General features: G+C 65.1%; 19 protein-coding genes. 13 read left to right on the top strand and 6 right to left on the bottom strand.

Annotated features, from left to right (window positions below; all coding sequences use genetic code 11):
- The first annotated feature begins 1 nt into the window (after window position 1).
- Window positions 2-1,174 (top strand): ABC transporter permease, encoded by a 1,173-nt coding sequence (locus ABIA70_RS15225; RefSeq protein WP_354148413.1) that lies wholly within the window; start codon window positions 2-4, stop codon window positions 1,172-1,174.
- Window positions 1,171-2,337 (top strand): ABC transporter permease, encoded by a 1,167-nt coding sequence (locus ABIA70_RS15220; protein WP_354148412.1) that lies wholly within the window; start codon window positions 1,171-1,173, stop codon window positions 2,335-2,337. Before ABIA70_RS15225 ends, ABIA70_RS15220 begins: the two co-directional genes overlap by 4 nt.
- Here ABIA70_RS15220 and ABIA70_RS15215 read toward each other — a convergent pair.
- Window positions 2,321-3,964, bottom strand: a complete 1,644-nt coding sequence (locus tag ABIA70_RS15215; RefSeq protein ID WP_354148411.1) for a DUF4389 domain-containing protein — start codon at window positions 3,962-3,964, stop codon at window positions 2,321-2,323. The genes ABIA70_RS15220 and ABIA70_RS15215 overlap by 17 nt on opposite strands.
- A 216-nt stretch (window positions 3,965-4,180) precedes the next feature.
- Between ABIA70_RS15215 and ABIA70_RS15210 the strand changes: the two genes are divergently transcribed.
- Together ABIA70_RS15210 and ABIA70_RS15205 are read left to right on the top strand one after the other, a co-directional pair.
- Entirely contained in the window at window positions 4,181-4,822 is a 642-nt protein-coding gene (locus tag ABIA70_RS15210; protein ID WP_354148410.1) for an NADPH-dependent F420 reductase, read from the top strand.
- A gap of 86 nt (window positions 4,823-4,908) precedes the next feature.
- Entirely contained in the window at window positions 4,909-5,592 is a 684-nt protein-coding gene (locus tag ABIA70_RS15205) for a response regulator (RefSeq protein ID WP_502917214.1), read from the top strand.
- Window positions 5,593-5,662: 70 nt separating this feature from the next.
- Here ABIA70_RS15205 and ABIA70_RS15200 read toward each other — a convergent pair whose 3' ends face one another.
- Window positions 5,663-7,438: a GAF domain-containing sensor histidine kinase gene (locus ABIA70_RS15200; protein ID WP_354148409.1), complete on the bottom strand. Its 1,776-nt coding sequence runs from the start codon at window positions 7,436-7,438 to the stop codon at window positions 5,663-5,665.
- A gap of 160 nt (window positions 7,439-7,598) precedes the next feature.
- On the opposite strand from ABIA70_RS15200, the gene ABIA70_RS15195 reads away from it, so the two are divergent.
- The 8 genes from ABIA70_RS15195 to ABIA70_RS15160 all read left to right on the top strand — a co-directional run bounded on the left by ABIA70_RS15195 (window position 7,599) and on the right by ABIA70_RS15160 (window position 15,324).
- On the top strand, window positions 7,599-8,066 hold the full coding sequence (locus ABIA70_RS15195) for a pyridoxamine 5'-phosphate oxidase family protein (RefSeq protein WP_354148408.1): 468 nt from the start codon (window positions 7,599-7,601) through the stop codon (window positions 8,064-8,066).
- The gene (locus tag ABIA70_RS15190) at window positions 8,038-9,078 is read left to right on the top strand and encodes a zinc-dependent alcohol dehydrogenase family protein (RefSeq protein WP_354148407.1); all 1,041 of its coding nucleotides are present in this window, start codon (window positions 8,038-8,040) and stop codon (window positions 9,076-9,078) included. The genes ABIA70_RS15195 and ABIA70_RS15190 overlap by 29 nt, the downstream gene beginning before the upstream one ends.
- A gap of 155 nt (window positions 9,079-9,233) precedes the next feature.
- Window positions 9,234-9,749: a universal stress protein gene (locus tag ABIA70_RS15185; RefSeq protein ID WP_354148406.1), complete on the top strand. Its 516-nt coding sequence runs from the start codon at window positions 9,234-9,236 to the stop codon at window positions 9,747-9,749.
- Complete coding sequence (locus tag ABIA70_RS15180) at window positions 9,736-10,599, top strand: universal stress protein (RefSeq protein ID WP_354148405.1); 864 nt, start codon at window positions 9,736-9,738, stop codon at window positions 10,597-10,599. The genes ABIA70_RS15185 and ABIA70_RS15180 overlap by 14 nt, the downstream gene beginning before the upstream one ends.
- A 217-nt stretch (window positions 10,600-10,816) precedes the next feature.
- Complete coding sequence (locus ABIA70_RS15175) at window positions 10,817-11,872, top strand: zinc-dependent alcohol dehydrogenase family protein (protein ID WP_354148404.1); 1,056 nt, start codon at window positions 10,817-10,819, stop codon at window positions 11,870-11,872.
- Window positions 11,869-12,327: a flavodoxin family protein gene (locus ABIA70_RS15170; RefSeq protein ID WP_354148403.1), complete on the top strand. Its 459-nt coding sequence runs from the start codon at window positions 11,869-11,871 to the stop codon at window positions 12,325-12,327. The genes ABIA70_RS15175 and ABIA70_RS15170 overlap by 4 nt, the downstream gene beginning before the upstream one ends.
- Window positions 12,324-12,857, top strand: a complete 534-nt coding sequence (locus ABIA70_RS15165) for a flavodoxin family protein (protein ID WP_354148402.1) — start codon at window positions 12,324-12,326, stop codon at window positions 12,855-12,857. Before ABIA70_RS15170 ends, ABIA70_RS15165 begins: the two co-directional genes overlap by 4 nt.
- A gap of 10 nt (window positions 12,858-12,867) precedes the next feature.
- Window positions 12,868-15,324 carry an HAD-IC family P-type ATPase gene (locus ABIA70_RS15160; RefSeq protein ID WP_354148401.1) on the top strand — a complete coding sequence of 819 codons (2,457 nt, stop codon included), beginning with the start codon at window positions 12,868-12,870 and terminating at the stop codon, window positions 15,322-15,324.
- 24 nt (window positions 15,325-15,348) lie between these two features.
- On the opposite strand, the gene ABIA70_RS15155 is transcribed toward ABIA70_RS15160, so the two are convergent.
- A complete protein-coding gene (locus tag ABIA70_RS15155; RefSeq protein WP_354148400.1) occupies window positions 15,349-15,813 on the bottom strand; it encodes a pyridoxamine 5'-phosphate oxidase family protein in 465 nt (154 codons plus the stop codon).
- A 142-nt stretch (window positions 15,814-15,955) separates the two neighbouring features.
- Here ABIA70_RS15155 and ABIA70_RS15150 point away from each other — a divergent pair, with 142 nt between their 5' ends.
- A complete protein-coding gene (locus ABIA70_RS15150; RefSeq protein ID WP_354148399.1) occupies window positions 15,956-16,378 on the top strand; it encodes an Hsp20/alpha crystallin family protein in 423 nt (140 codons plus the stop codon).
- 58 nt (window positions 16,379-16,436) lie between these two features.
- Here the strand turns inward: ABIA70_RS15150 and ABIA70_RS15145 are convergent, their stop codons facing one another.
- From ABIA70_RS15145 to ABIA70_RS15135, 3 genes are read right to left on the bottom strand one after another with little or no spacing between them, the layout of a single operon-like run.
- The gene (locus ABIA70_RS15145) at window positions 16,437-17,462 is read right to left on the bottom strand and encodes a 6-phosphofructokinase (protein WP_354148398.1); all 1,026 of its coding nucleotides are present in this window, start codon (window positions 17,460-17,462) and stop codon (window positions 16,437-16,439) included.
- Window positions 17,459-19,843 (bottom strand): phosphoenolpyruvate synthase, encoded by a 2,385-nt coding sequence (gene ppsA / locus ABIA70_RS15140; RefSeq protein ID WP_354148397.1) that lies wholly within the window; start codon window positions 19,841-19,843, stop codon window positions 17,459-17,461. Before ppsA ends, ABIA70_RS15145 begins: the two co-directional genes overlap by 4 nt.
- Window positions 19,844-19,901: 58 nt before the next feature.
- Window positions 19,902-22,523, bottom strand: a complete 2,622-nt coding sequence (locus ABIA70_RS15135; protein ID WP_354148396.1) for a cation-translocating P-type ATPase — start codon at window positions 22,521-22,523, stop codon at window positions 19,902-19,904.
- Window positions 22,524-22,529 lie beyond the last annotated feature (6 nt).

Genomic DNA, 22,529 nt, shown 5'->3' with positions numbered 1-22,529 from the left:
CATGCGCGGCATCTGGACGATGGTGGTCAACGACCTGCGGCAACGGGTGCGCGACAGGTCCGTCTTCATCTACTCACTCCTCGTTCCCCTCTCGCTCATGGGCGTCCTGAACCTCGCCTTCGGCGGCCTCGGCAACGAGACCGTGGACCTCAAGCCGGCCACCGTGGTGGCCAGCGCTGAAGACGCGGGGCAGCTGGGCGGCGCACTGCTCGATACCGTGGATTCTCTGGAAATCATGGACGTCACAGTAAGGCGTGTGCCCGCCGCCGATGTCCGCCAGGAGACGCAGGACAGCGGCGCGGTTCTTGGCCTGGTCATTCCGCCGGACTTCACCGCCGCTGTTACCTCGGGCCGGCCTGTCGCTGTGCAGGTCGTGGAGGGCGACCAGCAGGGGCTCGAAAAGGACGTCCTCATATCGGTAGTGGACGGCCTCCTGGACCAGTTCGGCGCCGGGGCGGTCACGGCGGCAGCCGGCGAACTTGCCGGCCTCCCCCGCAGCTCCCTCGCGGAACTTGGCCGGCAGACCGCTGCAGGGCCTGCGGCGCTGACCCTGTCAGAGGGCATGGCGTCCGCAGAACAGCTTTCACTGCGGGGCACTCTCGTCGCAGGCCAGACCGGGCTATTTCTGCTGTTTACCGTGGGATTCGGGGTCTTGGGGCTGTTGGCCGAACGCGAGCAAGGCACCCTGGCCCGCCTGAAGTCGACTCCGGTGCCGGCCGGGTCAATTATCGCCGCCAAAGCCCTGGTGGGATTCATACTCGGCATAGCCGCAACAACAGTCCTGCTGGTGGCTGGGACGCTGCTGTTCCAGGTCTCCTTCGGCTCTCCGCTTGTGGTTGGACTCCTCGTCGTGAGCGTGGCCGCGGCGGCCACGAGCATGACTTTCATCGTCGCCCGCCTCGTCCGGACCGCGGAACAGGCAAATATTGCACAGTCCATCCTGGCCATGGTGCTGGGCATTGCCGGTGGCGCATTTTTCCCCATTGAGGCATCCGGCTTCATCGCCACCGTCATGGATCTGAATCCTGTGGGCGCCTTCATCCGCGGGTTGGGGATTTCAGCTGGAGGCGGCGGACCGGCGGACGTCGCAGTTCCGTTAGCCGTCATGCTGGGCTTTGCCGCCGTCTGCACTCTCGCTTCCCGGCTTATACCGGACAGGGGAACCCGCGCATGAACAGCATCCTGAGTGTGGCGGGCGTCGAAATCCGGCGCTTTCTCCGGGACAAGTCAAACATCTTCTTCGTTTTCGTTTTCCCCCTGCTGCTGATCCTCCTGCTGGGCTCCCAGTTCGGTGCGGGCAGCGGGCAGGCCCATGTTTCGCTGGCAGGCGGATCAGGGACGGCGTTGGAGAGAAAAATTGCCGGCCAGCTGGAGGCGGACGGACTCCGGGTCACTTCGGGCCGTCCGGACACGGTCCGGGCGGAACTGAGCCGTGGGCGGACCGACGTCGGGGTCTTCATCAGCGACGCCGCCGCATCCGCTTTTGGAGCGGGCCAACCGGCTGGTCTTGAAGTGGTGATGTCATCACAGGCCGGCGCGCAGGCAGCACTTCAGCGGGTCCGCGCATCCGTGCAGGCCGTCGCCACTGAACAGCGGCAACGTGCCGTCCTGGAGAACGCCGGCGTCACCGGCGACAAGGCGGCCGACGCCTTGAAGCAGGCAAGGGAATCCGTGCAGCTCCCCCGCCTTGAGCTCATCGACACCGGCAACGTATCGCAGCAGTTCACCGGTTTGGGCCAGTTCGACCTGGGCGCGGCCCAGCAGTTGCTGCTGTTCGTCTTCCTCAGTTCCCTCACCGGTTCAGCAACCCTGATCCAGGCCCGGCGCCTGGGGGTCATCGCACGCGTCATGGCGGCTCCGGTCACCAGCGGCCGCGTGATTGCCGGGCAGGCATTGGGACGCTTCGGGATCGCTGTGGTTCAAGGCGGGTACATCATGCTCGGCACGGCACTGCTGTTCGGCGTGGACTGGGGGAACCCCTTCCTGGCCGGCCTCATCCTTGCCGTCTTCTCGGCGGTCGCCGCTGCTGCAGCGATGGTCATCGGCTCAATCCTGGACAACGACGCCGCTGCGTCCGGGATCGGTGTGGGCGCCGGCCTGGTGCTGGCAGGGCTGGGAGGTTCCATGGTGCCGCCGGAGTTCTTCTCTGAAACCCTCCAGTCCGTTTCCCGCGCCACGCCGCACCGCTGGGCCTACGACGCGTTCGCCGAAGTACAGCGGCACGACGGCGGGTTGCTGGACATCCTTCCCCAACTGGGTGTTCTCGCTGCCATGGCCGCCGGGCTGCTGGTTGTGGGGGCGCTCCTGCTTCGGCGCAGCCTCAGCCGGGCACTGTAGGGTTCGGCGGCGCAGGGTTCGGCGGCGCAGAAGCAGGCGGAGTGGGACCTGGCGCTGGGCCTGGAGGCGGCCCTGCCGGCGGAATCGCCATGCTGGCACCTGTCCGGGGCTGCCAGCCGGGACCGGAGGGCCGGTCGTGGAGTTCGCTCCCACCCTGGTCCAAACGGAACGGCGGGTACTCATCGCGCATCAGGGCAACGTAGGTCATGACCCGGTAGATCCAGCGGTTGAAGCCCAACAGCAGATCGAACAGCGGACGCTGGTACCGGCCGCTGAACAGCAAAATCACGGCGGCCACCAGAACCAGGAAGCTGAACAGCGAAAACCCGCTTCCGGTCTCATACCTGATGCCCGGGGTCCGCGGGTCGGTCCAGCGCACGGTGCTGGCGCCGGTCAGCGCCGCAATGATCAACAGATGCGGCAGCGCAAGGAGCCACCATTTGACCAACACCAGCCCGCGTGAGAGCCGCTCGGGGTAGTCAACCTCAAAATCGGCCGGATAGTCGGTTTTGGCCAAGGTGAACGGCGGATACCTGTCAGTTCCCAGAGCAGCATAGGCGTAGAACGCCACACGCCAGCTCCAGCGCATGACCCCTACATTGAAATTGAAAAGGGACCGCGGATAACGGGCAGTGAAGAGAATCGCGAAGCCGGCTATGACCGTGACAATGAAAAAGGCAAACCAGAGAAAGAACAGGACGACGAAATGCGGTATTGCCAGGAACCATTTCACCAGCCACATCCACCGGGACAGCATCGGATCGAGCTCGCCCCGGAGCCTGGCCGGATAAGGCGCCCTCTCAGCCATTTCGGCAGCAGTGGCACCTGCCGGAGGCTGGCCTGATGGGCGCTGGTACGCCAGTGGTGAACCCGGAGGAGGCGGGACCGGGGAACCTGAGTAGGGCGGCATGGTGGAACCTGGATAGGGCGCCGGAACCGACGGCGGCGGGGGTGTATGCCGGCCCAGTCCCTGAGCTCCAAAAATCAGCAGGGGAACACCGAGAACCAGGAGAATGGCCCCTCCCGCCAGCAGGCCTGCTGCTATCGGGCCGAACAGCTCAGACCGGAACCCGGCCTTCAAATCCACTGCAACTCCCGGGCTGGCGTCCGCGTTCATGACCACCACTGACCAGTCGCCGGCCGCTATGCTCCAGTCGAACTCCCTTTCGCCGCTTCCGGACGAGGACGCAACCCAGAAGTCCTGAGCTGCCGGGACGGTCGGCTGCGCTGTCCCTTGGACCTCCCGGTACTCCACATTGAAGGGCCGGAAGCGTACTTCCCGCAGCTCAGAGAAATTGGAACCGGACAGGTACCGGTCCACGTCGGCCCGGGGCCCGATGCCCACGAATATGTCCTTGCCCGGGTTGGCCGATTCCGCCCAGATGCGGATACTGCCTACATCAAAGGGCAAAGGGCCCGGGAAGGCGTCATCCCGCATACCCTCGGCCCGGGCGGAGACAATGGCTGAGGAATCGACGGCGAACCGCTCCCTCGGCGAGGTGAGATAGCCGCCGTCGTTTTGGCGCGAATTGACCCAGGACGCTCCGATGCCCCCAAAGAGGAGGCCAACGCCGAGCATGGACAGCAGGATGCCCAGAACGAGCATGGTTATTGAACGGGCTTTCATGTCGACCTCCCGACATTGACGAAGCATTTCAGCCCAGCCCAGCCGTACTGAGTCTTTCCAGCGTCATGCGGGCAGGCGCCGGTCAGTAGGGCCGAAAGTCACGTCCCGTGACATACGGCCGCGCAACGGCCGGGGTCTTTCGTCCCTGTTGCCTGGCCCGGCTGCGTTATCTACTGGAAGACACGCAGGCCACGTGCGCTCCGGAAGAGGACGGCCATGACAAACATCAGCATTATCGGCAGTGGAAGCATGGCGCGGGGGCTCGCCGTCACGATGCTAAGGGGCAACAACCCGGTGCAGATCCTGGGCCGGGACGGCACGAAGACCAGGGCGCTGGTGGAGGCGCTTGGTCCCGGGGCCACCGGCGGCATAACGGGAGCGGAACTGACAGGCGCTATCGTCTTTCTGGCCATCCCGCACAAGGAAGTCCACACCGCCATCCTCGAAGCGGGAGATTCTCTGGACGGCAGGGTCGTCGTCGACGTCAGCAGCCCGGTGGATCCCGCGACATTTGACCGGCTGACCGTGCAACCGGGAACGTCGGCGGCTGAGGAAACGGCCAAAATGCTCAGCGGGCGTGCGGAGGTGGTCAAGGCCTTCAACACCACGTTTCCCCGGACGCTGGAGGCCGGCCAGGTGGGCGGCCAACACCTTGATGTCTTCATCGCCGGAGACTCCGAGCAGGCAAAAGAGAAGGTCAGCGCCGTCGCAGCGGCCGGCGGCCTGAGGCCCATTGATGTGGGCCCGCTGCGCCGTTCGCGGGAACTGGAAGCAATCATGCTCGTCGTCATGGGACTGCAGGTCAACCCCGGGCATGAGCACTTTAACTGGGACACCGCGCTTCGGATATTTCCGTGACGGTGTGTCCTGCGCCTTGTGGCAATGTGGCCGTTACTAAAGAATGAGTCAGTGCGATAGGAAACGGGTGTTTGGAAGGGATGACGATGGACGCCTCAGCATTGCCGGCGCAAACGGCTTCGTCAACCAACGCCGGGATCCGGGTCTTCGTCCTTGACGACCATGAACTGGTGCGGCGCGGCCTCAAAGACCTGCTGGAAAGCGAAGGTTTCGTCGTAGTGGGCATGTCCGGCTCTGCCGCTGAAGCCGCCCGGAGGATTCCCGCGCTGCGTCCTGACGTGGCCATCCTGGACGCGCGGCTGCCTGACGGGACCGGCATTGAGGTCTGCCGGGACGTGCATTCAGTTGACGAGACGATCAACTGCCTGATCCTCACCAGCTACGACGACGAGCAGGCTCTCCGCGGCGCCGTTCTGGCGGGGGCTTCCGGATACGTTCTCAAGGAGATCGGGGGCTCGGACCTGATCGGTGCACTGCGCAGGGCAGCCCGGGGCGAATCCCTTTTCGACGCCGACCTGAAGTCAAGGATTGTCCAGGGGCTTGCCGAACCGGAAAGGGTGGATCCGCGGTTGGCCTCGCTGACGCCACAGGAACGCCGGGTACTCGAACTTGTAGGTGAAGGCCTGACCAACCGCCAGATCGGGGAACGCATGCTTCTCGCCGAGAAGACGGTGAAGAACTACGTCTCATCGTTGCTGGCCAAGCTCGGTTTCGAACGGCGGACCCAGGCCGCCGTGCATGTGGCACAGCATTCCCCGCCAGACCAGTAATTCCGCCAGACCAGTAGCAGTTCAGGTCCGCAGGCGACTGCCGCCATGCGGCCGCGGACTCAGAACCGGGTCAAAAAACCGGGGCCGTCCACATCAGCGCCGTCCCGGACTCCGGGTTGGCTGAGACGTCAAAGGTCCCGCCCATCGACCGCGCCCTATGTTCCATATTCGTGAGGCCGTTGCCCGGCACCGGCGCAGTGAACCCCACGCCGTTGTCCTGGATATGGACTGCAACGTGTCCGTCGTTGACTGAGACAGTGACCCGGATGAAATCCGCTCCCGAGTGGCGGACGGCATTGCTCAGGCCCTCGGTGATGACAGCGAGCACGTTGGCAGCGGTCTCTTCGTCGCGGACAGCGTCGACGGCGCCCGTCAGTGTCAGGAGCGGCACAAAGGCGAGGGACTGCGTACTGCTGCGGACGGTTTGGAGGATTCGGCTGCTCAGAAGCTCCTTGCCTGTCTCGGAATCACTGAGCGAATAGATGGTGTTGCGGAGTTCCCTGATGGTCTCATCCAGTTCGTCGGTCACGGTCTGGATGGTGCTGGCCCCCGCACCGTCCGTCATGTAACGCCGGAGGCTTTGGATGCTCAGACCTGCCGCGAACAGCCGTTGGATCACCAGGTCGTGGAGGTCCCTGGCAATCCTGTCCCTGTCACTGAATACCGCTATCTGTTCCCGCATCCGGTGCGCACGCGCCAATTCGAGCGCCAGGGCAACGTGCGAACCGAACACCGGGGCCATCTCAATGTCCGTGGTACTGAACGTCCCGGAAGGACATTCCCGCAACAGGACCAGAAGGCCGTGATGGGTTCCGTGGGCGCTCAAATCAATCGCGAGCAGCCTGCTGGGAACCGGTACGTCCCGGGCACCCAGGACCGAGGCAGCGTCCGGGACCAGGGTGGCTTTGCCCGTGGCAATGACACTGTTGATCTCGCCGGACTCGAGGGACAGCAGGCGCCCCAGCCACCGCGAAGGGCTCCCGCCTGCGGCACCTGCGACGCGGAAATAGTTTGGCGTGTGGTCCCTCGCCACGTCGTTTTGTGAGGTGTTCTCCGCGGCTGCCATATCCCGGGCTGTGTTCTCCTGCACCAGGATCAGGGCCACGGACGAATCTGACTCGCGGAGCGCCCGGGCGGCAATCATGTCCAGTCCCCCGTCCTGGCCCGCCGGGGTGTCCTCGGAGCCCATCATCCGTCCGGTCACGTCCATGCACGCCTGGAGCCAGGCTGCCCTGCGGCGTGCATCCTCGAAAAGCCTGGCATTCTCGATTGCCACGCCGGCCGCAGCGGCGAGTGCCTCTGCCAGATGCTCGTCTTCGTCGGTGAAATCCCCGCCCCCGGTCTTTTGTGTCAAATAAAGGTTGCCGAAGACGGCGTCCCGGACCCGGACAGGGACGCCCAGGAAGGTCTTCATCGGAGGATGGTTTGCCGGAAAGCCGTAGGCATCCGGATGCCGGCTCAGATCATGCAGCCGTAACGGCTTCGGATCGCGGATGAGCAAGCCCAGGACGCCGTGACCTGTGGGAAGGGGGCCGATTCGCCTGGCGAGTTCGTCGTCAATGCCAACGGTGATGAAATGGCTCAGGGCCTGATCAGCGCCGATAACCCCGAGGGCCCCGTATTCGGCCCCCACCAGTTGGCAGGCTGAGCTGACAACCCTGTGCAGAACGGCTTCAAGGCTGAGGTCCTCGGCCAAGGCAACCACCGCGTTCAGCAGCCCCTGCATCCGCTGGTGGCCGTTCGTGGGTTGACCGGCAGAGTCCACAAAATCCGTCAGGAGTTCAGCGATGCGGGGACTGGCACCGGGTGGCCTGTTCTCCCCGTTTGGCTGCATTAAATCGCTCACGGAAACCGCCTTCCGCGGTAAGTACCGCATGCGAAGGTCTACCGGCTGCTGCAGTTGTTCACAGACTATCGCGCCCCGCCCGTTTCATCCATGCCTATAGGTCGATTAGGGGGTCTTTGTGCCCTAGATGGGGGCACAACCGCTCCGTAGGATCTTGGCCATGACTGCAGATGCATCAATCCCTGAGACGGCCGAGCTTCCTCCTAAGGACTGCTGGCACCTGTTGCGCGGCGATTCCGTGGGCCGTCTGGCGGTGTGGGTAAACGATCATCCCGAGATCTTTCCCATCAATTACAAAGTCGACCACGAGTCCTTGGTGTTCCGGACCGGCGCCGGAACCAAGCTGGCGTCTGCACTTGGCAAGCAGGTGGCTCTCGAGGCCGACGGCGCCGACACGGACAAGGGCGTTGCATGGAGCGTGATCGTGAAAGGGCAGGCCACTGCGCTAAATCGCACCCCTGAGGTGATGGACACCCTGGGCCAGTTGCTTTTTCCCTGGGAGACGGGCCGCAAGGACCACTTCATCCGGATTGTTCCGGAGAGCATCAGTGGCAGACGCTTCAAGATCGCCGCACCTCTGACCTGGGGCGGTCCGTTGGATGAGGCCACCCGGGCGGGTCTGGAGTAAGCCTTTCATGCGGGCATGGTGGGTCCAGTCCCCCGGTCCCATCGCAGCGGGGCCTTTGCGCTTTGGTGAGCGGCCTGACCCGTCCCCGGCGCCTCGAGAAGTTCTCCTGTCTGTACGTGTGTGCGGTGTGTGCCGCACTGATCTTCACCTCGCCGAAGGGGACCTCAAGCCCCGGGCCCTCGGCCGGATCCCGGGCCACGAAGTGGTCGGTGAGGTTGTGGGCCTTGGAGCCGGGTGCTCCAGGTTCGGCCTTGGAGAGCGGGTTGGGGCGGCCTGGCTGGCCCGCACCTGCGGCACCTGCCGTTTCTGCCGCCGGGGGTCCGAGAACCTTTGTCTGGAGCCCTCCTTCACCGGCTGGGATACCGACGGCGGCTATGCAGAGTTGATGACAGTCCACGAGGACTATGCCTACCGGATACCCGAAGTGTTCACCGATGAGAAAGCGGCGCCCCTGCTGTGCGCCGGAATCATCGGCTACCGCGCGCTGAGGTGCTCCGGCATCACGCCGGGCGGCAAACTGGGCATCTACGGATTCGGCGGATCGGCGCACCTGACGGCGCAAATGGCCATTTTCGAAGGTGCCGACGTCTATGTCATGACCCGGTCGGCTGCTGCGCAGAGCCTCGCCCTGGAGCTCGGAGCGGTGTTCGCCGGCGGCGCCGACGAGACGCCGCCTGAACTGCTGGACGCGGCCATCCTCTTCGCTCCGGCTGGCGGACTGGTCCCGCCAGCACTCGAGGCCCTGGACCGCGGAGGCACGCTGGCCGTGGCCGGGATCCACCTGAGCAACATCCCTGAGCTGGACTATCAGAAGGATCTTTTCAATGAGCGCCGGCTCCGGAGTGTGACCGCAAATACGCGGGCGGACGGCCAGGAATTCCTGGCCGAGGCAGGCAAAATACCACTGAACCCCACCACTGTTGCCTATCCCTGGACCGAGGCGGACCGGGCATTGCGGGATCTCTCCGCAGACCGGTTCACGGGCGCCGCCGTCCTCATCAGGGATTCCTGAACTGCTGAAAGAGTCGCTGCAGTGAGCCGCCGGGACGGCCTGGTCTTGGTGACCTTCGGCCCTAGGCGCAGCCCCCATAACAGGGGGAAGGTACTGGCATGAGTGACAGTGGACAATCCGTGGACCGGGGCGCCGAAACACGTCACGGAACTGAGATGCATCAACCGACCGAAAAGCACACAATCGTGGTGGGCGTCGACGGAAGCGCCCCGTCCATACTCGCCCTGCGCTGGGCAATGGCGCTGGCACCACTCTTCAACGCCGGCATCCGTGCCGTGACGTCCTGGCAGTACCAGATCGCCATTGGCACCTTCACCCCGGTTCTCTGGAACCCGGAAGAGGAAGCGCAAAAAATCTGTGCCGAAGCCGTGGCCCAGGCCTTCGACGGGAACCCACCCCCGGAACTGGAAATGATCGTGTCACAGGGGCCCGCGGCGAAGGTACTGGTCGAAGAAAGCAAAAATGCGCAGCTCGTCGTCGTTGGCAGCCGCGGGCATGGAGGATTTGAAGGCCTGCTCCTGGGGGCGGTCAGCACAACGGTGGCCGAGCACGCGAAATGCCCGGTCCTGATCGCGCATGGCACCGACCTGCCCGCAGGGCTCGTGACTGCTCCCGGACATGCATCCCCCGAAGAGGGCAGCCGGGCCGGGTCCAGCCATGCCCTCCCCTGAACGCGTCGTAACAGGTTACGACGGTTCGGAGGCGGCCGCCCTGGCGGTGCGGTGGGCTGCAAGGCACGCACTGGCCGTGGATGCTGAGCTGGAACTGGTTCACTGTTCGTTGTGGCCGATGCTGACCCACGACCTCGGACCCGTCCCGGGCGTAGCCGACAGCGGCCTCCGGCATCAGGCCCAGGCAGTTCTGGACCAGGGCAAAGCGGAAGCACTGACCGCAGCCCCCCAAGTCAAGATCCGGACCAGCCTCCTGTATGGACTCCCCGCCGGCCATCTCCGGCGCATCTCGGACGGGGCCGCCATGTTGGTCCTGGGCAGCCGTGGAATCGGCGGATTCATAGGACTTCTGGTGGGATCAGTGAGCCTGGAACTCGCCGCGACAGCGGCGTGTCCCGTTGTTGTTGTCCGGTCCGATCACCACGCGGACGGGCGCGTCGTGGTAGGAATTGACGCCTCCGGATCGGCCGGCGCCCTGAGCAAAGCCTGCGCTTTTGCGGCGGCGACGGGCGCCGACCTGCTGATCATCCACGTCCTCCGGTCCCATGACGGCCACCCCAGCGGCCCCCGGGGCGCCCCCGCCGGCGGTCCCGCGACTGCCCGTGGCATGCTCCGCACTGCGGTAAGCACGGCCCGCACCTTAGCCCCTGGGGTGACGGTCAGCCAGGAACTGGCCGAGGACACTTCCGTCCCGAGGGCACTCCTCAATGCCGCCCGCGGGGCAGCCCTCCTGGTGGTGGGGAGCAAAGGCGAAGGGCTCATCAAAGGAACATTCGGCTCAAACGCCCATGCCGTCCTTCACCACGCCACGGGGCCTGTCATGATCTGCCGGCAACGGACCGGAAGCTAGCCGACCTGGCGCCAGGCCTCGTTGGGCGCCAATCCTGACGGGCAGCCGGGATCATCGTGGCCAGGCCCACGGGCAGGGGATTAAGCCCCGGAACGGCGGGCCAATACCTGACCAAGGGACTTTCGTCCCTTACGGCTCCTCCCACCGGAGGCCATCGTTGAGGGGAACGTCATTCCGCGTGCGCAGTGGATCCCATCATCGACAGCGAGGAACAATTATGAAAGCCATCGTCTACGGCGGACCGGGGCAGAAATCCTGGACAGATGTGCCGGACCCCGCAATCAAGAGTCCCAGTGACGCGATCGTCAAGGTGGAAACCACCACCATCTGCGGGACGGATCTTCACATTCTCAAGGGCGACGTTCCGGCGGTGCAGGAGGGGAGAATCCTGGGCCACGAAGGCGTGGGAACCATTACGGAGGTCGGGTCGTCGGTGACCAGCCTGAAACCCGGCGACCGCGTCATTATTTCGTGCATCAAATCCTGCGGCCACTGCGCCAACTGCAAGACCGGGCTCTATTCCCATTGCATGGGCGAGGAAGGCGCCGCGGGGATCGGCTGGGTCTTCGGGCATCTGATCGACGGCACCCAGGCAGAGTACGTCCGGGTTCCGTATGCCGAGAACTCCCTCCACCTGCTGCCGGCGGGGGTGACGGACGAACAGGCCGTAATGCTCTCGGACATCCTCCCCACGGGCTTCGAAATCGGTGTCCAGTATGGGCGGGTAAAGCCCGGCGACACAGTGGCAGTCGTTGGGGCAGGCCCCGTGGGCCTGGCAGCAATCGCCACCGCGGGACTGTATGGCGCCGCGACCATCATCGCGGTGGATCTTGACGGGAACCGACTGGAGAAGTCCCGCGAATTCGGCGCAACCGACGTCGTGCTCTCCGGGGACGCCGACTGGAAGGAACAGGTGCTGGCCCTGACGGACGGCCAGGGTGTCGACGTAGCCATCGAGGCCGTAGGCATACCGGCAACGTTCAGCATGTGCACGGAGATTGTCCGGCCCGGCGGAAACGTGGCCAACGTCGGGGTCCACGGAAAGTCGGTGGAACTCCATGTGGAAAACCTTTGGATCCAAAACATCAACATCAGCATGGGGCTCGTGAACGCCAACACCACACCCATGCTGCTGAAACTCGTGGCGCAGAAAAAACTGCCTGCCGAGAAGTTTGCGACCCACCATTTCACTTTTGACCAGTTCCTGGATGCCTACGACACCTTCGCCAGGGCATCGGAGACGAACGCACTTAAGGTGGTCATCACGGCATGAAAGCGCACATCGTTTACGACTCTGCCTTTGGGAACACCAAGGCAGTTGCCGAGGCCGTGGCACGAGCCCTCACGCCCCTGCGCGCCAGCGCGGTTTCGGTGACCGACTTCGACCCCGGCAGTCTCGCAGCTGAAGACCTGCTCGTCGTCGGCTCCCCCATCAACGGCTGGCGCCCCACTCCGAAGATCACCCAGCTGCTGGCGCAGCTCGGCGAGGGCAAGCTGAAGGGAATCAACGCGGCGGCGTTCGACACCCGCGTCCGTTTCTTCATCCACGGCGACGCCGCCAAGAAGATGACCAGGCTGCTCAAGGAAGGCGGCGCCAACATCATCTCCAACCCGGCCCCCTTCTACGTCCGGGGTTCCGAGGGGCCTCTCCGCAGCGGGGAACTTGAAAAAGCAGCCAGCTGGGCGAAAACCCTCTCAACGGCACTGGAGCGGAAGGCACCGTCATGAAAGCGGCCATAGTGTACGAATCCCTTTACGGAAACACGCACGCCGTAGCGAATGCGATCGCGGAGGGGCTGAAGGACGCCGTCGAACCACAGGTGATGTCGGTCGAAGAGGCGGAGCGGACGGACCCCACCAGCACCGATCTCCTGGTGGTGGGAGGACCGACCCATGTCCACGGTATGAGCAGGAAGCCGATGTGGGAGGCGGCAGTCAAGGATGCCCTCGAGCATCCGGAGAAAGGGCTGGTCCCGGACGCCTCGTCCGACGGACCCGGGCTGCGGGCCTGGTTCGCTTCCCTGGACAAGGCACAAGGCAAAGCTGCAGCCTTTGATACCAGGCTGCAGGGCAACCAGCTCCTTACCGGCCATGCCTCCAAAGGCATTGCGAAGCGCCTCCGGCAGCATGGCCTTGAGCTGGTGGCTGAACCTGCCAGCTTCCTCGTTGACGACACAAACCAGCTGCTGCCCGGCGAGCTCGACAGGGCACGGGAATGGGGAAAGATGCTCGGCTCTGCGGTCTCGTCGCGTACCTGAAGGTCACGGCGTGAGCACCGCAGCGGCGTCTTATGAGTCCGGGGCGGATGCTCCCGCCGGGTCCGGGCTCTCGGCGGACGACGTCCGGGAGCGAACGCTGGCGGGGCTGGCGAACGGCGAACCTGAGGACTCCAGCAGGAGTCTGTGGCAGATCTTCCGGGCAAACGTGCTGACGCTGTTCAATGCCATAGTGGGCGCCTGCTTCCTGCTGTTGCTCCTGCTGGGACAGTGGAAGGACGCACTTTTCGGTTTTGCGGCAGTGAGCAACGCGGTCATCGGTGTGGTTCAGGAGTACCGCGCCAAGAAGCTGCTCGACCGTCTGGCCGTCCTCGATGCTCCCCGGGCCCGGGTGCTCAGGGACGGCTCGGTCCAGGAAATCGCAGTCGCGGACGTGGTCCTTGGCGACGTCGCAGTCTTGCAGGCCGGCGACCAGGTCGTGGCGGACGCGCTGATCCTCGACGAAACCGGCCTTGAAATGGACGAATCGCTCCTCACGGGTGAATCCGAACCCGTGGACAAGGACAGGGGCTCCCTGGTCCTCTCAGGGTCCACTGTGACGGCCGGCCAGGGCAGGGCACGCGTGGTGGCAGTGGGAGCAGGCTCATACGCCAGCCGGCTCACCGCTGAGGCCAAACGGTTCTCACTGGTTAATTCCGAGATCCGCAACGGGATCGGCCGCGTCCTTCGCTGGATCAGCTGGGCACTGTTTCCGGTCATGGTCATCATCACCAACGGCCAGATGCAGGCGAAGGGCGGCTGGGATGCGGCCTTCAGGTCCGGGGCCTGGGTGGAAGCATTCGTTGGTGCGGTGGCCGGTGCCATCGCGATGATCCCGTTGGGCCTGGTGCTCATGACCAGCGTCGCGTTCGCCGTCGGCGGGCTGCGGCTGGCACGCCAAAAAGTGCTGGTTCAGGAGCTGGCAGCTGTGGAAGGGCTTGCCCGCGTGGACGTCCTCTGCATCGACAAGACCGGCACCCTTACCGAGGGCAGGGTCATCCTGGACGGCGTGCACAATGCCGGGCTGACCGCTCCTCCCGGATGGCAGGAGGCGCTGGGATGGTTCGGTGCGGACCCCCACGCCAACGCCACTGCCCGCTGCCTCGCGGCCACGTTCGCGTTCGACGGCGGCCCGGCCCCCGCCGTCGTGGTTCCGTTCTCCTCCGCGAGGAAATGGAGTGCGGCGAGTTTTCCGGCACTCCATTCCGCGGCGGGCACCTGGGTCCTCGGGGCTCCCGAAATGGTGTTTACGGAGGACGCCGCAACGGGCGGCGCTTCCGCGGGGGCGGTTCTGGAGCATGCCAGCCGGCTGGCAACTTCTGGCCTGCGCACCCTGGTCCTGGCCCACAGCCAGGAGATCATCCCCGACGGCGAGGCGGAAGATGTGCAACTTCCCCCGGGCCTTGCTGCCGCCACCCTCCTGACCTTCAGGGAAAAGGTCCGCCCCGACGCCGCGCAGACCCTGGCCTACTTCCGCCGGCAGGGCGTGTCCGTGAAAATCCTTTCCGGTGATGACTACCGGACAGTGACAGCCGTGGCACGCGAGGTGGGGCTCGACGTCGGACGCGGCTTTGATGCGCGGCACCTGCCCACCGATGGGAAGCTGCTGGAAGAGACGCTGGCGGGCTATTCGGTGTTCGGCCGGGTCACGCCTGCCCAGAAAAAGGACATGGTGTTGGCCCTCCAGGGGATGGGGCACACCGTGGCCATGACCGGGGACGGCGTTAACGACGCCCTCGCGATCAAGGAAGCGGAGATCGGCATCGCCATGGACACCGCTGCCCCTGCCACCAAGGCTGTGGCCCGCCTGGTGCTCCTGGACGGGCGTTTCGACAGGCTGCCGGCAGTCCTGGCGGAAGGCCGCCAGGTCATCGCCAACATTGAACGGGTCTCAGTGCTGTTCCTGAGCAAAACCACTTACGCCGTGGCACTGTCGGTGGTGTTCGGAGCCCTGATGTGGAGCTTTCCGTTCCTTCCGCGGCAACTCTCCGCCACGGACGGGCTGACGATCGGCATTCCCGCATTTTTCCTGGCCTTGATGAGCAACGCCCGCCGCTATAACCCCGGATTCCTGAAGCGGTCCTTGGCCATGGCCATCCCGGCCGGGATCATCATTGCGGCCGCGGTGCTGGCGGTGAACGTGTATTCCGCCATGATGGGCGGCTTCAGCGAGGCGTCAAGCCGCACGGCGTCCGTGGTGACGTTGTCCCTCGTTGCCCTGAGCGTCCTGGCGGCCATCAGCCGCCCGGTCAGCGGCCTCCGCCTCGCCATCATTGCGGCCATGTGTGCGGGGCTCGTCCTGCTGCTGACCGTTCCTCTCCTCCAGGACTTCTTTATGCTTGAATGGCCTCCGCCGGAGCTGGCAGCCGCTTCCCTGGCCGCCTCCGCCGCCGGCATTATTGGCGTCCTGATCCTCAGCCACGTCCACGCGCGGCGGTACGCCCCGGACCGCTCCGACCGCTCCCGGTGAAGCAGCTTGACCGTGCGCGCCGTGCTACGTCCAGTCCGCCGCGAAGTCCTGTGGCGGCCACCAGCGCGAGCGCGGTGACACGGCAAACCTCCGTCCCGTTATCTCTGCGGGAGTGATCTGCACCAGATGCTCCTTGAGGCCGGACTGCCAGGGCTCGCGGTCAGGACCGGCCTCCTCGAGGCTGGCCGGATCCCCGTCAAAGGGCCCCGGCGTTCCCTTGACCACAACGCTCCACACCTCGGTCGAATAGGCGTTCAGCCCGTCGGTCTCGAAGGCCACGGCGCCGCCGCTGAGCAGGGCACGAAGTTTCGTGCCGGGGGCCGTGCGGAAGACCAGCGTTTCTCCGATGACAATAAAATTCACCGGAAAGATTTCCGGTGCCGCGCCATTGATCACCGCCAGCCTGCCGATGTATGAGGCCTGCAGGTATTTCCAGCATTCCACCGGGGCCAGGACTTCGGTTTGCGACTCTGAATGGGAGCTGCTCATGGTAGCGATCCTAGCCCCCACCCCGTCAAGCGCCGCGCCCGTGTTGAAGGGACCAAAGCCTCTGGGTGCGTCCGGACGGGGGTCCGAAGCTTAAAAGGTGGGGCACACGGCCCCGGCGGTCACCGTTGCAGGAGGCAGAGACATGGCTGATTTGATGAAGTGGTTCGACACCCGGCGCTCCCCCGTCGAGCTGATTGAAAGGCTTTTCGAAGGCGACACCGCGGCGTCGGGGATCCGGGTCGAAGAATCGGTTGAGGGCAACACCCTGGTGGTCCGTGCCGAACTGCCGGGGATTGATCCGGAGAAGGACGTCAGCGTCGCCATCGTTGAAGGCGCCCTCGAAATCAAGGCTGAGCGCAGGGAAAAGACCGAGCAGAAGGACAAGAACAGCTACCGGTCGGAGTTCCGCTACGGGTCCTTTGTCCGGAGGCTTGCGTTGCCCGACGGCGTTGACCAGGGTGATATCACCGCGACCTACAAGGACGGTGTGCTCGAGGTCCGGACCCCGGTGCCCGAAACAGCCCAGAAGCCTGCTGCAAGGAAGATCGAGATACAACGCAGCTGATCTATACCGGGCCGGCTCTTTACCGTGCCGGCCCGGTCAGCCGAACGTGCCGGCCCGGTCAGCCGAACAGGACCGCTGCCTCCCGGTAACGTTCCTCCGGCACGGTCTTGAGCCGGCCCAGGGCGGCTGCAAAGCCGACGTTAACGATGGTGGTTCCGCGCAGGGAGACCATGGTCCCCCAACGCCCGTTGGCAGCAGAATCGACTGCCGCCAGCCCCAGCCGCGTGGCAAGAACCCTGTCGAAGGCGGTGGGCGCGCCGCCCCGCTGGATGTGGCCGAGGACGGTGGCCCTGGTCTCGATCCCCGTGAGCTTCTGCAGTTCCTGCTCGAGAAGCATGCCGATGCCGCCCAGCCGCGGCCTGCCAAAGGCGTCCAGTCCGCGGGGTGAATAGGGTGCGTCGTGGCCCGCGGGCGCGAAGGCTTCCGCTACGACAACCAGCGGTGCGCGTCCCCGGTCACGCGCAGACTGCACCCACCCGGCAACCTGCTCCAGCGAAACCCTGTGTTCGGGAATGAGGATGGCGTGGGCGCCTGAGGCCATCCCGGAGTGGAGGGCGATCCAGCCGGCGTTCCTGCCCATGACCTCTGCGATCATGCAGCGGTGGTGCGACTCCCCGGTGGTGCGGAGCCTGTCGATGGCCTCCGTTGCGGTCTGGACGGCGGTGTCGAACCCAAAGGTGAAATCGGTCGCATCGAGGTCATTGTCGATCGTCTTGGGCACGCCCACGACCTTGATCCTCTGGCTTGACAGTTCCTGGGCTGCCGCGAGGGTACCCTCTCCCCCGACGGCGATGATTCCGTCGACGCCCAGAACCTGAAGGCTCTCCCGGACGGCCGGCACGCCGCCGTCCCTGAGCGGATTGGTCCGCGAAGTGCCCAGGATAGTGCCGCCCATTCGCGCAAGCCCGCGGACGGCGTGCCGTGGCAAGGGGACCAGGTCCCTTTCCAGCACGCCCCGCCACCCATCCCGGAATCCCACGAAGTCATAGCCGTGGGAAATAACGCCACCAAGCACCGCACCGCGGATGACGGCATTCAGGCCTGGGCAGTCCCCGCCGCTGGTGAGTATGCCCAGGCGGCTCACGATGCGGATTTCTCAGCGGCGGCGATGACCGGAACCGTCCTGAGGTAGGTATCCGGGTTGAGCGAAATCGAATCGATGCCCTGCGACACAAGGAATTGCGCGAAGTCCGGATGGTTGCTCGGTCCTTGGCCGCAGATCCCGATCCTGATGCCGGCTGCATGGGCCTTGCCGATGACCTGGGCGATCATCGAGGTGACAGCCTCATCCCTTTCGTCGAAGAGCTCCGCGAGCTGCTCGGAGTCGCGGTCCACGCCCAGGACAAGTTGCGTCAGGTCGTTGGAGCCGATCGAGAACCCGTCGAAGCGCCGGGCGAACTCTGTGGCCAGAATGACGTTTGAGGGGATCTCACACATCATGTAGAGCTGGAGTCCTTCCTCACCGCGGACCAGGCCGTTTTCGGCCATCACCCTGATGACCATGTCCGCCTCCTGGAGTGTGCGGCAGAACGGAACCATCACCACCACATTGGCGAATCCGAGCTGCTCCCGCACCCGCTTCAGCGCCCGGCATTCCAAGGCAAATCCTTCGCGGTACCGCTCGTGGTAGTAGCGTGATGCGCCACGGAAGCCCAGCATGGGATTCTCCTCCGCAACTTCGAAGGAGCCGCCGCCAATCAGGTGGGCATATTCGTTGCTCTTAAAGTCACTGAGCCTGACGATCACAGGGTGCGGGTGGTAGGGCGCCGCAATTTTCCCGATGCCCGTGGCGAGGACGTCGACGAAGTACTCCTTGAGATCGTCATAGCCATACGTAAGTTCCCTGATGCGGTCCGCCTCGCCGGGGTCCTTGACGCGTTCGGGATGGATTAGCGCCATGGGATGGATCCGGATGAGGTTGCTGATAATGAACTCCATCCTTGCCAGGCCAACTCCCGCGGCAGGCAGGCGCCACCACTGGAAGGCAGCTGACGGGCTTGCGATGTTGACCATTACTGCAGTCCGGGTCTCAGGCAACGCCCCGAGATCCACGTCCTCGACGTCGAACGCCAACGTACCCTCGTAGACTTCCCCGTCCTCACCCCCGGCGCAGGAAAGCGTAATCGGCTTTCCATCCTCAAGGACGGAGGTGCCGTTGCCGGTACCTACGACGGCAGGTACGCCCAGTTCCCTGCTGACGATGGCGGCATGGCTAGTCGGACCCCCGTGGTCGGTAACAATGCCGGCGGCCCGTTGCATGATTGGCACCCAATCAGGATCGGTCATCCTGGTAACGAGAATGTCCCCGTCCCGGAAGTTGTCAATGTCCTTGGCATCCCGGATCACGCAGGAAACTCCGTGCGCGATCGCTTCCCCGACTGCGGCACCGGCGGCCAGCAGCCGCCCCCTTTCGCGGAGGTGGTAGACGCTGAACACCGACCCGCTGCGCCGGGCCTGGACCGTCTCCGGCCGGGCCTGGACCATGAAGAGCTCTCCGGTGGAACCGTCTCGTGCCCACTCCATGTCCATCGGCCGCCCGTAGTGGTCCTCCACCGCCACGGCCCAGCGGGCAAGGGTCACGATCTCTGAGTCCGTGAGAACAAAGGACCGCCGCTCCTGGTCGGATGTGTCCACTGTCCTGGTCCGCGCATGCCCACCCCGGCTGTACACCATCTTCCGTTCTTTGGCACCCAGCGTCTTCTCGATGATGGGTACGAACCGGGGGTTGGACAGCAGCGGTTTGAACACCTGGTATTTGTCGGGGTTGATACTGCCCTGAACCACGGTTTCGCCCAGTCCCCAGGCCGCGCTGATCAGCACGCTGCGCGGAAAACCGGACTCGGTGTCGATCGAGAACATAACCCCTGATGCCCCCAGATCCGAGCGGACCATCCTCTGTACACCAATGGACAGGGCTACCTCCAGATGGTCGAAGCCCTTGATTTCCCGGTAGCTGATGGCCCGGTCGGTAAACAGCGAGGCGTAACAGCGCCGGCAGGCCTCCATGAGCTCCCGCTCGCCTGCGATGTTGAGGAACGTTTCCTGCTGACCGGCGAAGCTGGCGTCGGGAAGGTCTTCAGCAGTGGCGCTGCTGCGGACAGCCACTGACGCGGTGCCGTGTCCGGTGCGTTTGGACAGCGCCCGGTAATGCTCCCTGATATCCGCTGCGATGTCCGGCGGAAACTGGCCACCGAGAATGAGCTCACGGACAGCCTCGCCGCTCTCCCGCAGGGTTTTGCGGCCTGCGCGGTATTCATCAATGGCGGCGCGTATTCCCGGTTCAAGGCCATTGGCTGCGATGAAGGCGCGGTAGGCCGCGGCAGTGGTGGCAAAGCCCTCCGGCACGCGGACACCCGAAGCCAGCAGTGAACGGGTCAGTTCGCCAAGGGATGCGTTCTTGCCGCCGACTGAGGGCACGTCTCCCATGCCGACGTCTTCGAGCCACACCACGTGAACATCAGTCATGGTTGTCCTTGCATTCATGGCTCGATCCTGCCGTTCCACCCAGGGCTGGAGCAGAGGCTTAGGTCCTGTGGATTGCGGGGACGCCACGCGGCTGGCCGGCGTTCTTTCCCGGCCGCCCTGTCCTCTTGTACACCCAGTCCGCGACGAGTACCGCCGGTACGGCCAGGGCCGCGACGGCGAACCCTGCCGGCGGTGGCGGGAGCTGTCCCAGCACTGCGGAAACGGGAACGACGTACAGGCACAGCGCCAGGACACAGATCTCGGCGATCACTGCCCAAAGCAGGAGCCGGTTGGAGAACCAGCCCAGCTGCCAGGGTGGCCGGGACGCGCTGCGGCACGCGAATGCATTTGCCAGCTGGCCAAGGACGACGGCGGTGAAGGCTGCTCCGGAGGCCGCCATCAGAAGGCCGCCATCGTGAGGGTCCCCGCGGGTCCACCCGCCGCCGAACAGCACCGTGGAGAAAGCCGTCATCTCCACAGCGGCTTCGACGGGACCAAGGATGCAGAAGACACGGAACATCAGCGCTCGGTCCATCAGGTGCCGCCGTTCCGGGGGCTTGCCCAGCACACCTTTGCCCGGCGCTTCGCCGCCGAGGGCGAGGGCGGGAAGAAGGTCTGTGCCGATGTCCAGGGCGAGGATCTGAAGCACGCCCAGGGCGAGGGGAAACTGGCCGCCGGACAGGGCCCAGATCACGAAGGGCGTCAGTTCTGCGACGTTGTCTGTCAGGTGGTAGGTCAGGAAGCGGCGGATGTTTGAGTAGGTGGCACGGCCCTGTTCAATGGCTGCGACGATCGTGGCGAAATGGTCGTCCAGGAGCACCAGGTCAGCGGCTTCGCGCGCAACGTCGGTTCCGCTCAGTCCCATGGCTACCCCGATGTCCGCTTCCTGAAGCGCGGGACCGTCATTGACGCCGTCGCCCGTCATCGCCACAACGTGGCCACGGGCCTGCAGGGCCCTGGCTACGCGCAGTTTCTGTTCCGGGGACACCCGGCTCACCACGATGCCGTCCCGGTCAAGCAAGGCGCCGAGGATCTGCTCGTCCTCCGGAAGCTGGAAACCTTCCACCACCGTTTCCGGCGATCCCATCAGGCCGATTTCCCTGGCAATGGCGGCGGCGGTGGCCGGATGGTCACCGGTGATCATGCCGATCCGGATTCCGGCGCCGCGGGCCGTTCTGATCACCTCGGCCACGTCCGGCCTGGGCGGGTCGTGCAAGGCGATCAGCCCCAGCAGCTCAAGGCCCTCCTCAACGTCCGCCGCCGGACTTTCCAGCCAGCGCTGTGCCGGACCGGGAAGCTCACGGGAAGCTACAGCGATGACCCGCAGGCCCCGCGAAGCCATCGCGTCCACTTCCCCCAGGGCACCGGCTCCTGAGTCTCCGCAGAGCGGCAGGACCGATTCGGGCGCTCCCTTAACAAAGACCGTTGTGCCCACGATGACCGATTCACGGCGACGCCGGGGATCAAAGGCGAACCTGCGCAGAGGTTTCACATCCTCCGGGGCTGACCCTGAAAGCCTGCGGGCGAGGACATCAATGGCAGCCTCCATCGGGTCTCCTTCTGCCCTCCACTCACCACCATGGAGGACAGCCCTGCCCACGGAAGCGGACCTTGCGGCGAGCGCAACCCGGATGGCCAAAGGAGTCCCGGTTCCCTCGACGTCGGCGTCGGGCTGGTACCCCTCTCCGGTGATCCTCACATAGCCGTCTGCCGTAAAGACTTCGACGGCGTTCATCCTGTTCTGCGTCAGGGTCCCGGTCTTGTCGGTGCAGATGAAAGTGGTGGATCCCAGGGTCTCCACAGCCTCCAGATTGCGGACCAGAGCGTTGCGCGCCGCCATCCGTTGTGCCCCCATCGCCAGGGACAGGGTGACAGTTGGCAGGAGCCCTTCGGGGATGAGTGCTACGGCGACGCCGATCGCGAACAGGAAAGCGTCGCGCCAGGGGATGCCCACCAGGAGGGAGACGAGGAAGAAGAAACCGGCCACGGCCAGGGCGACTGCAGCGACGAGGCGGACGATCCGGCGCAGCTCGAGGGCCAGCGGGGTGGGCGGCGACTCCGTTCCGCTTGTCAGTGCGGCGATGCCGGCCAGCCGGGTGTTCCCTCCGGTGCTGGCCACCACCGCCTCGGCCTCTCCGTTGACAAGGAACGTCCCGCCCCAGGCGCTGTCCCCGCTGGCCTTCGCGACGGCTTCACTTTCACCGGTCAGCATGGATTCGTCCACCGCGCAGCCCGAGGCTCCGGCCAGGACGACGTCGGCAGGCACCCGGTCCCCCGCCGTCAGCACCACTGCGTCGCCGGGGACCAGTGCACTGGTGTGCACCCTCAGAAGGCGTCCGTCCCGCCGGACCGAGACATCAGCCGGAAGCAGGCCGCGGAGTTTCGCAGCCGCGTTCTGGGCACGTTCCTGCTGGACGTGGGCGAAGATGCCGTTGACGATCACCACCACGATGATGGCGACACCCAGTTCGGGCATCCCGGCGATGAAAGCCAGGGCCGCCGCGGCCCACAGCATCAGGGCAAAGAAGTGGGTCAGTTCGCCCACGAGTCTGCGCCAGCGCGGCACTGCTTTGGCAGCCGGCAGGACATTAGGTCCGGTTTCCGTCAGCAGGGCTGCGGCGCGCTCCGAACTCAGCCCGGCTGTGACCGGCCGCAGAGGCGGCTCCCGCTGTTGCGTCACTTCTTC

This window comes from Arthrobacter sp. 754 (assembly GCF_040548695.1).
In the GTDB taxonomy this organism is placed as follows: domain Bacteria; phylum Actinomycetota; class Actinomycetes; order Actinomycetales; family Micrococcaceae; genus Arthrobacter.
The sequence above is the reverse complement of the archived record's forward strand: the minus strand, read 5'-3'. Positions and strand labels throughout refer to the sequence as shown.

What these genes read in the sequence shown, in the direction of transcription:
- ABIA70_RS15225 (WP_354148413.1), top strand. Translation starts at nt 2, where the DNA reads ATGCGCGGCATCTGGACGATGGTGGTCAACGACCTGCGGCAACGGGTG.
- ABIA70_RS15220 (WP_354148412.1), top strand. Translation starts at nt 1,171, where the DNA reads ATGAACAGCATCCTGAGTGTGGCGGGCGTCGAAATCCGGCGCTTTCTC.
- ABIA70_RS15215 (WP_354148411.1), bottom strand. Translation starts at nt 3,964, where the DNA reads ATGAAAGCCCGTTCAATAACCATGCTCGTTCTGGGCATCCTGCTGTCC.
- ABIA70_RS15210 (WP_354148410.1), top strand. Translation starts at nt 4,181, where the DNA reads ATGACAAACATCAGCATTATCGGCAGTGGAAGCATGGCGCGGGGGCTC.
- ABIA70_RS15205 (WP_502917214.1), top strand. Translation starts at nt 4,909, where the DNA reads ATGGACGCCTCAGCATTGCCGGCGCAAACGGCTTCGTCAACCAACGCC.
- ABIA70_RS15195 (WP_354148408.1), top strand. Translation starts at nt 7,599, where the DNA reads ATGACTGCAGATGCATCAATCCCTGAGACGGCCGAGCTTCCTCCTAAG.
- ABIA70_RS15190 (WP_354148407.1), top strand. Translation starts at nt 8,038, where the DNA reads ATGAGGCCACCCGGGCGGGTCTGGAGTAAGCCTTTCATGCGGGCATGG.
- ABIA70_RS15185 (WP_354148406.1), top strand. Translation starts at nt 9,234, where the DNA reads ATGCATCAACCGACCGAAAAGCACACAATCGTGGTGGGCGTCGACGGA.
- ABIA70_RS15180 (WP_354148405.1), top strand. Translation starts at nt 9,736, where the DNA reads ATGCCCTCCCCTGAACGCGTCGTAACAGGTTACGACGGTTCGGAGGCG.
- ABIA70_RS15175 (WP_354148404.1), top strand. Translation starts at nt 10,817, where the DNA reads ATGAAAGCCATCGTCTACGGCGGACCGGGGCAGAAATCCTGGACAGAT.
- ABIA70_RS15170 (WP_354148403.1), top strand. Translation starts at nt 11,869, where the DNA reads ATGAAAGCGCACATCGTTTACGACTCTGCCTTTGGGAACACCAAGGCA.
- ABIA70_RS15165 (WP_354148402.1), top strand. Translation starts at nt 12,324, where the DNA reads ATGAAAGCGGCCATAGTGTACGAATCCCTTTACGGAAACACGCACGCC.
- ABIA70_RS15155 (WP_354148400.1), bottom strand. Translation starts at nt 15,813, where the DNA reads ATGAGCAGCTCCCATTCAGAGTCGCAAACCGAAGTCCTGGCCCCGGTG.
- ABIA70_RS15150 (WP_354148399.1), top strand. Translation starts at nt 15,956, where the DNA reads ATGGCTGATTTGATGAAGTGGTTCGACACCCGGCGCTCCCCCGTCGAG.
- ppsA (WP_354148397.1), bottom strand. Translation starts at nt 19,843, where the DNA reads ATGACTGATGTTCACGTGGTGTGGCTCGAAGACGTCGGCATGGGAGAC.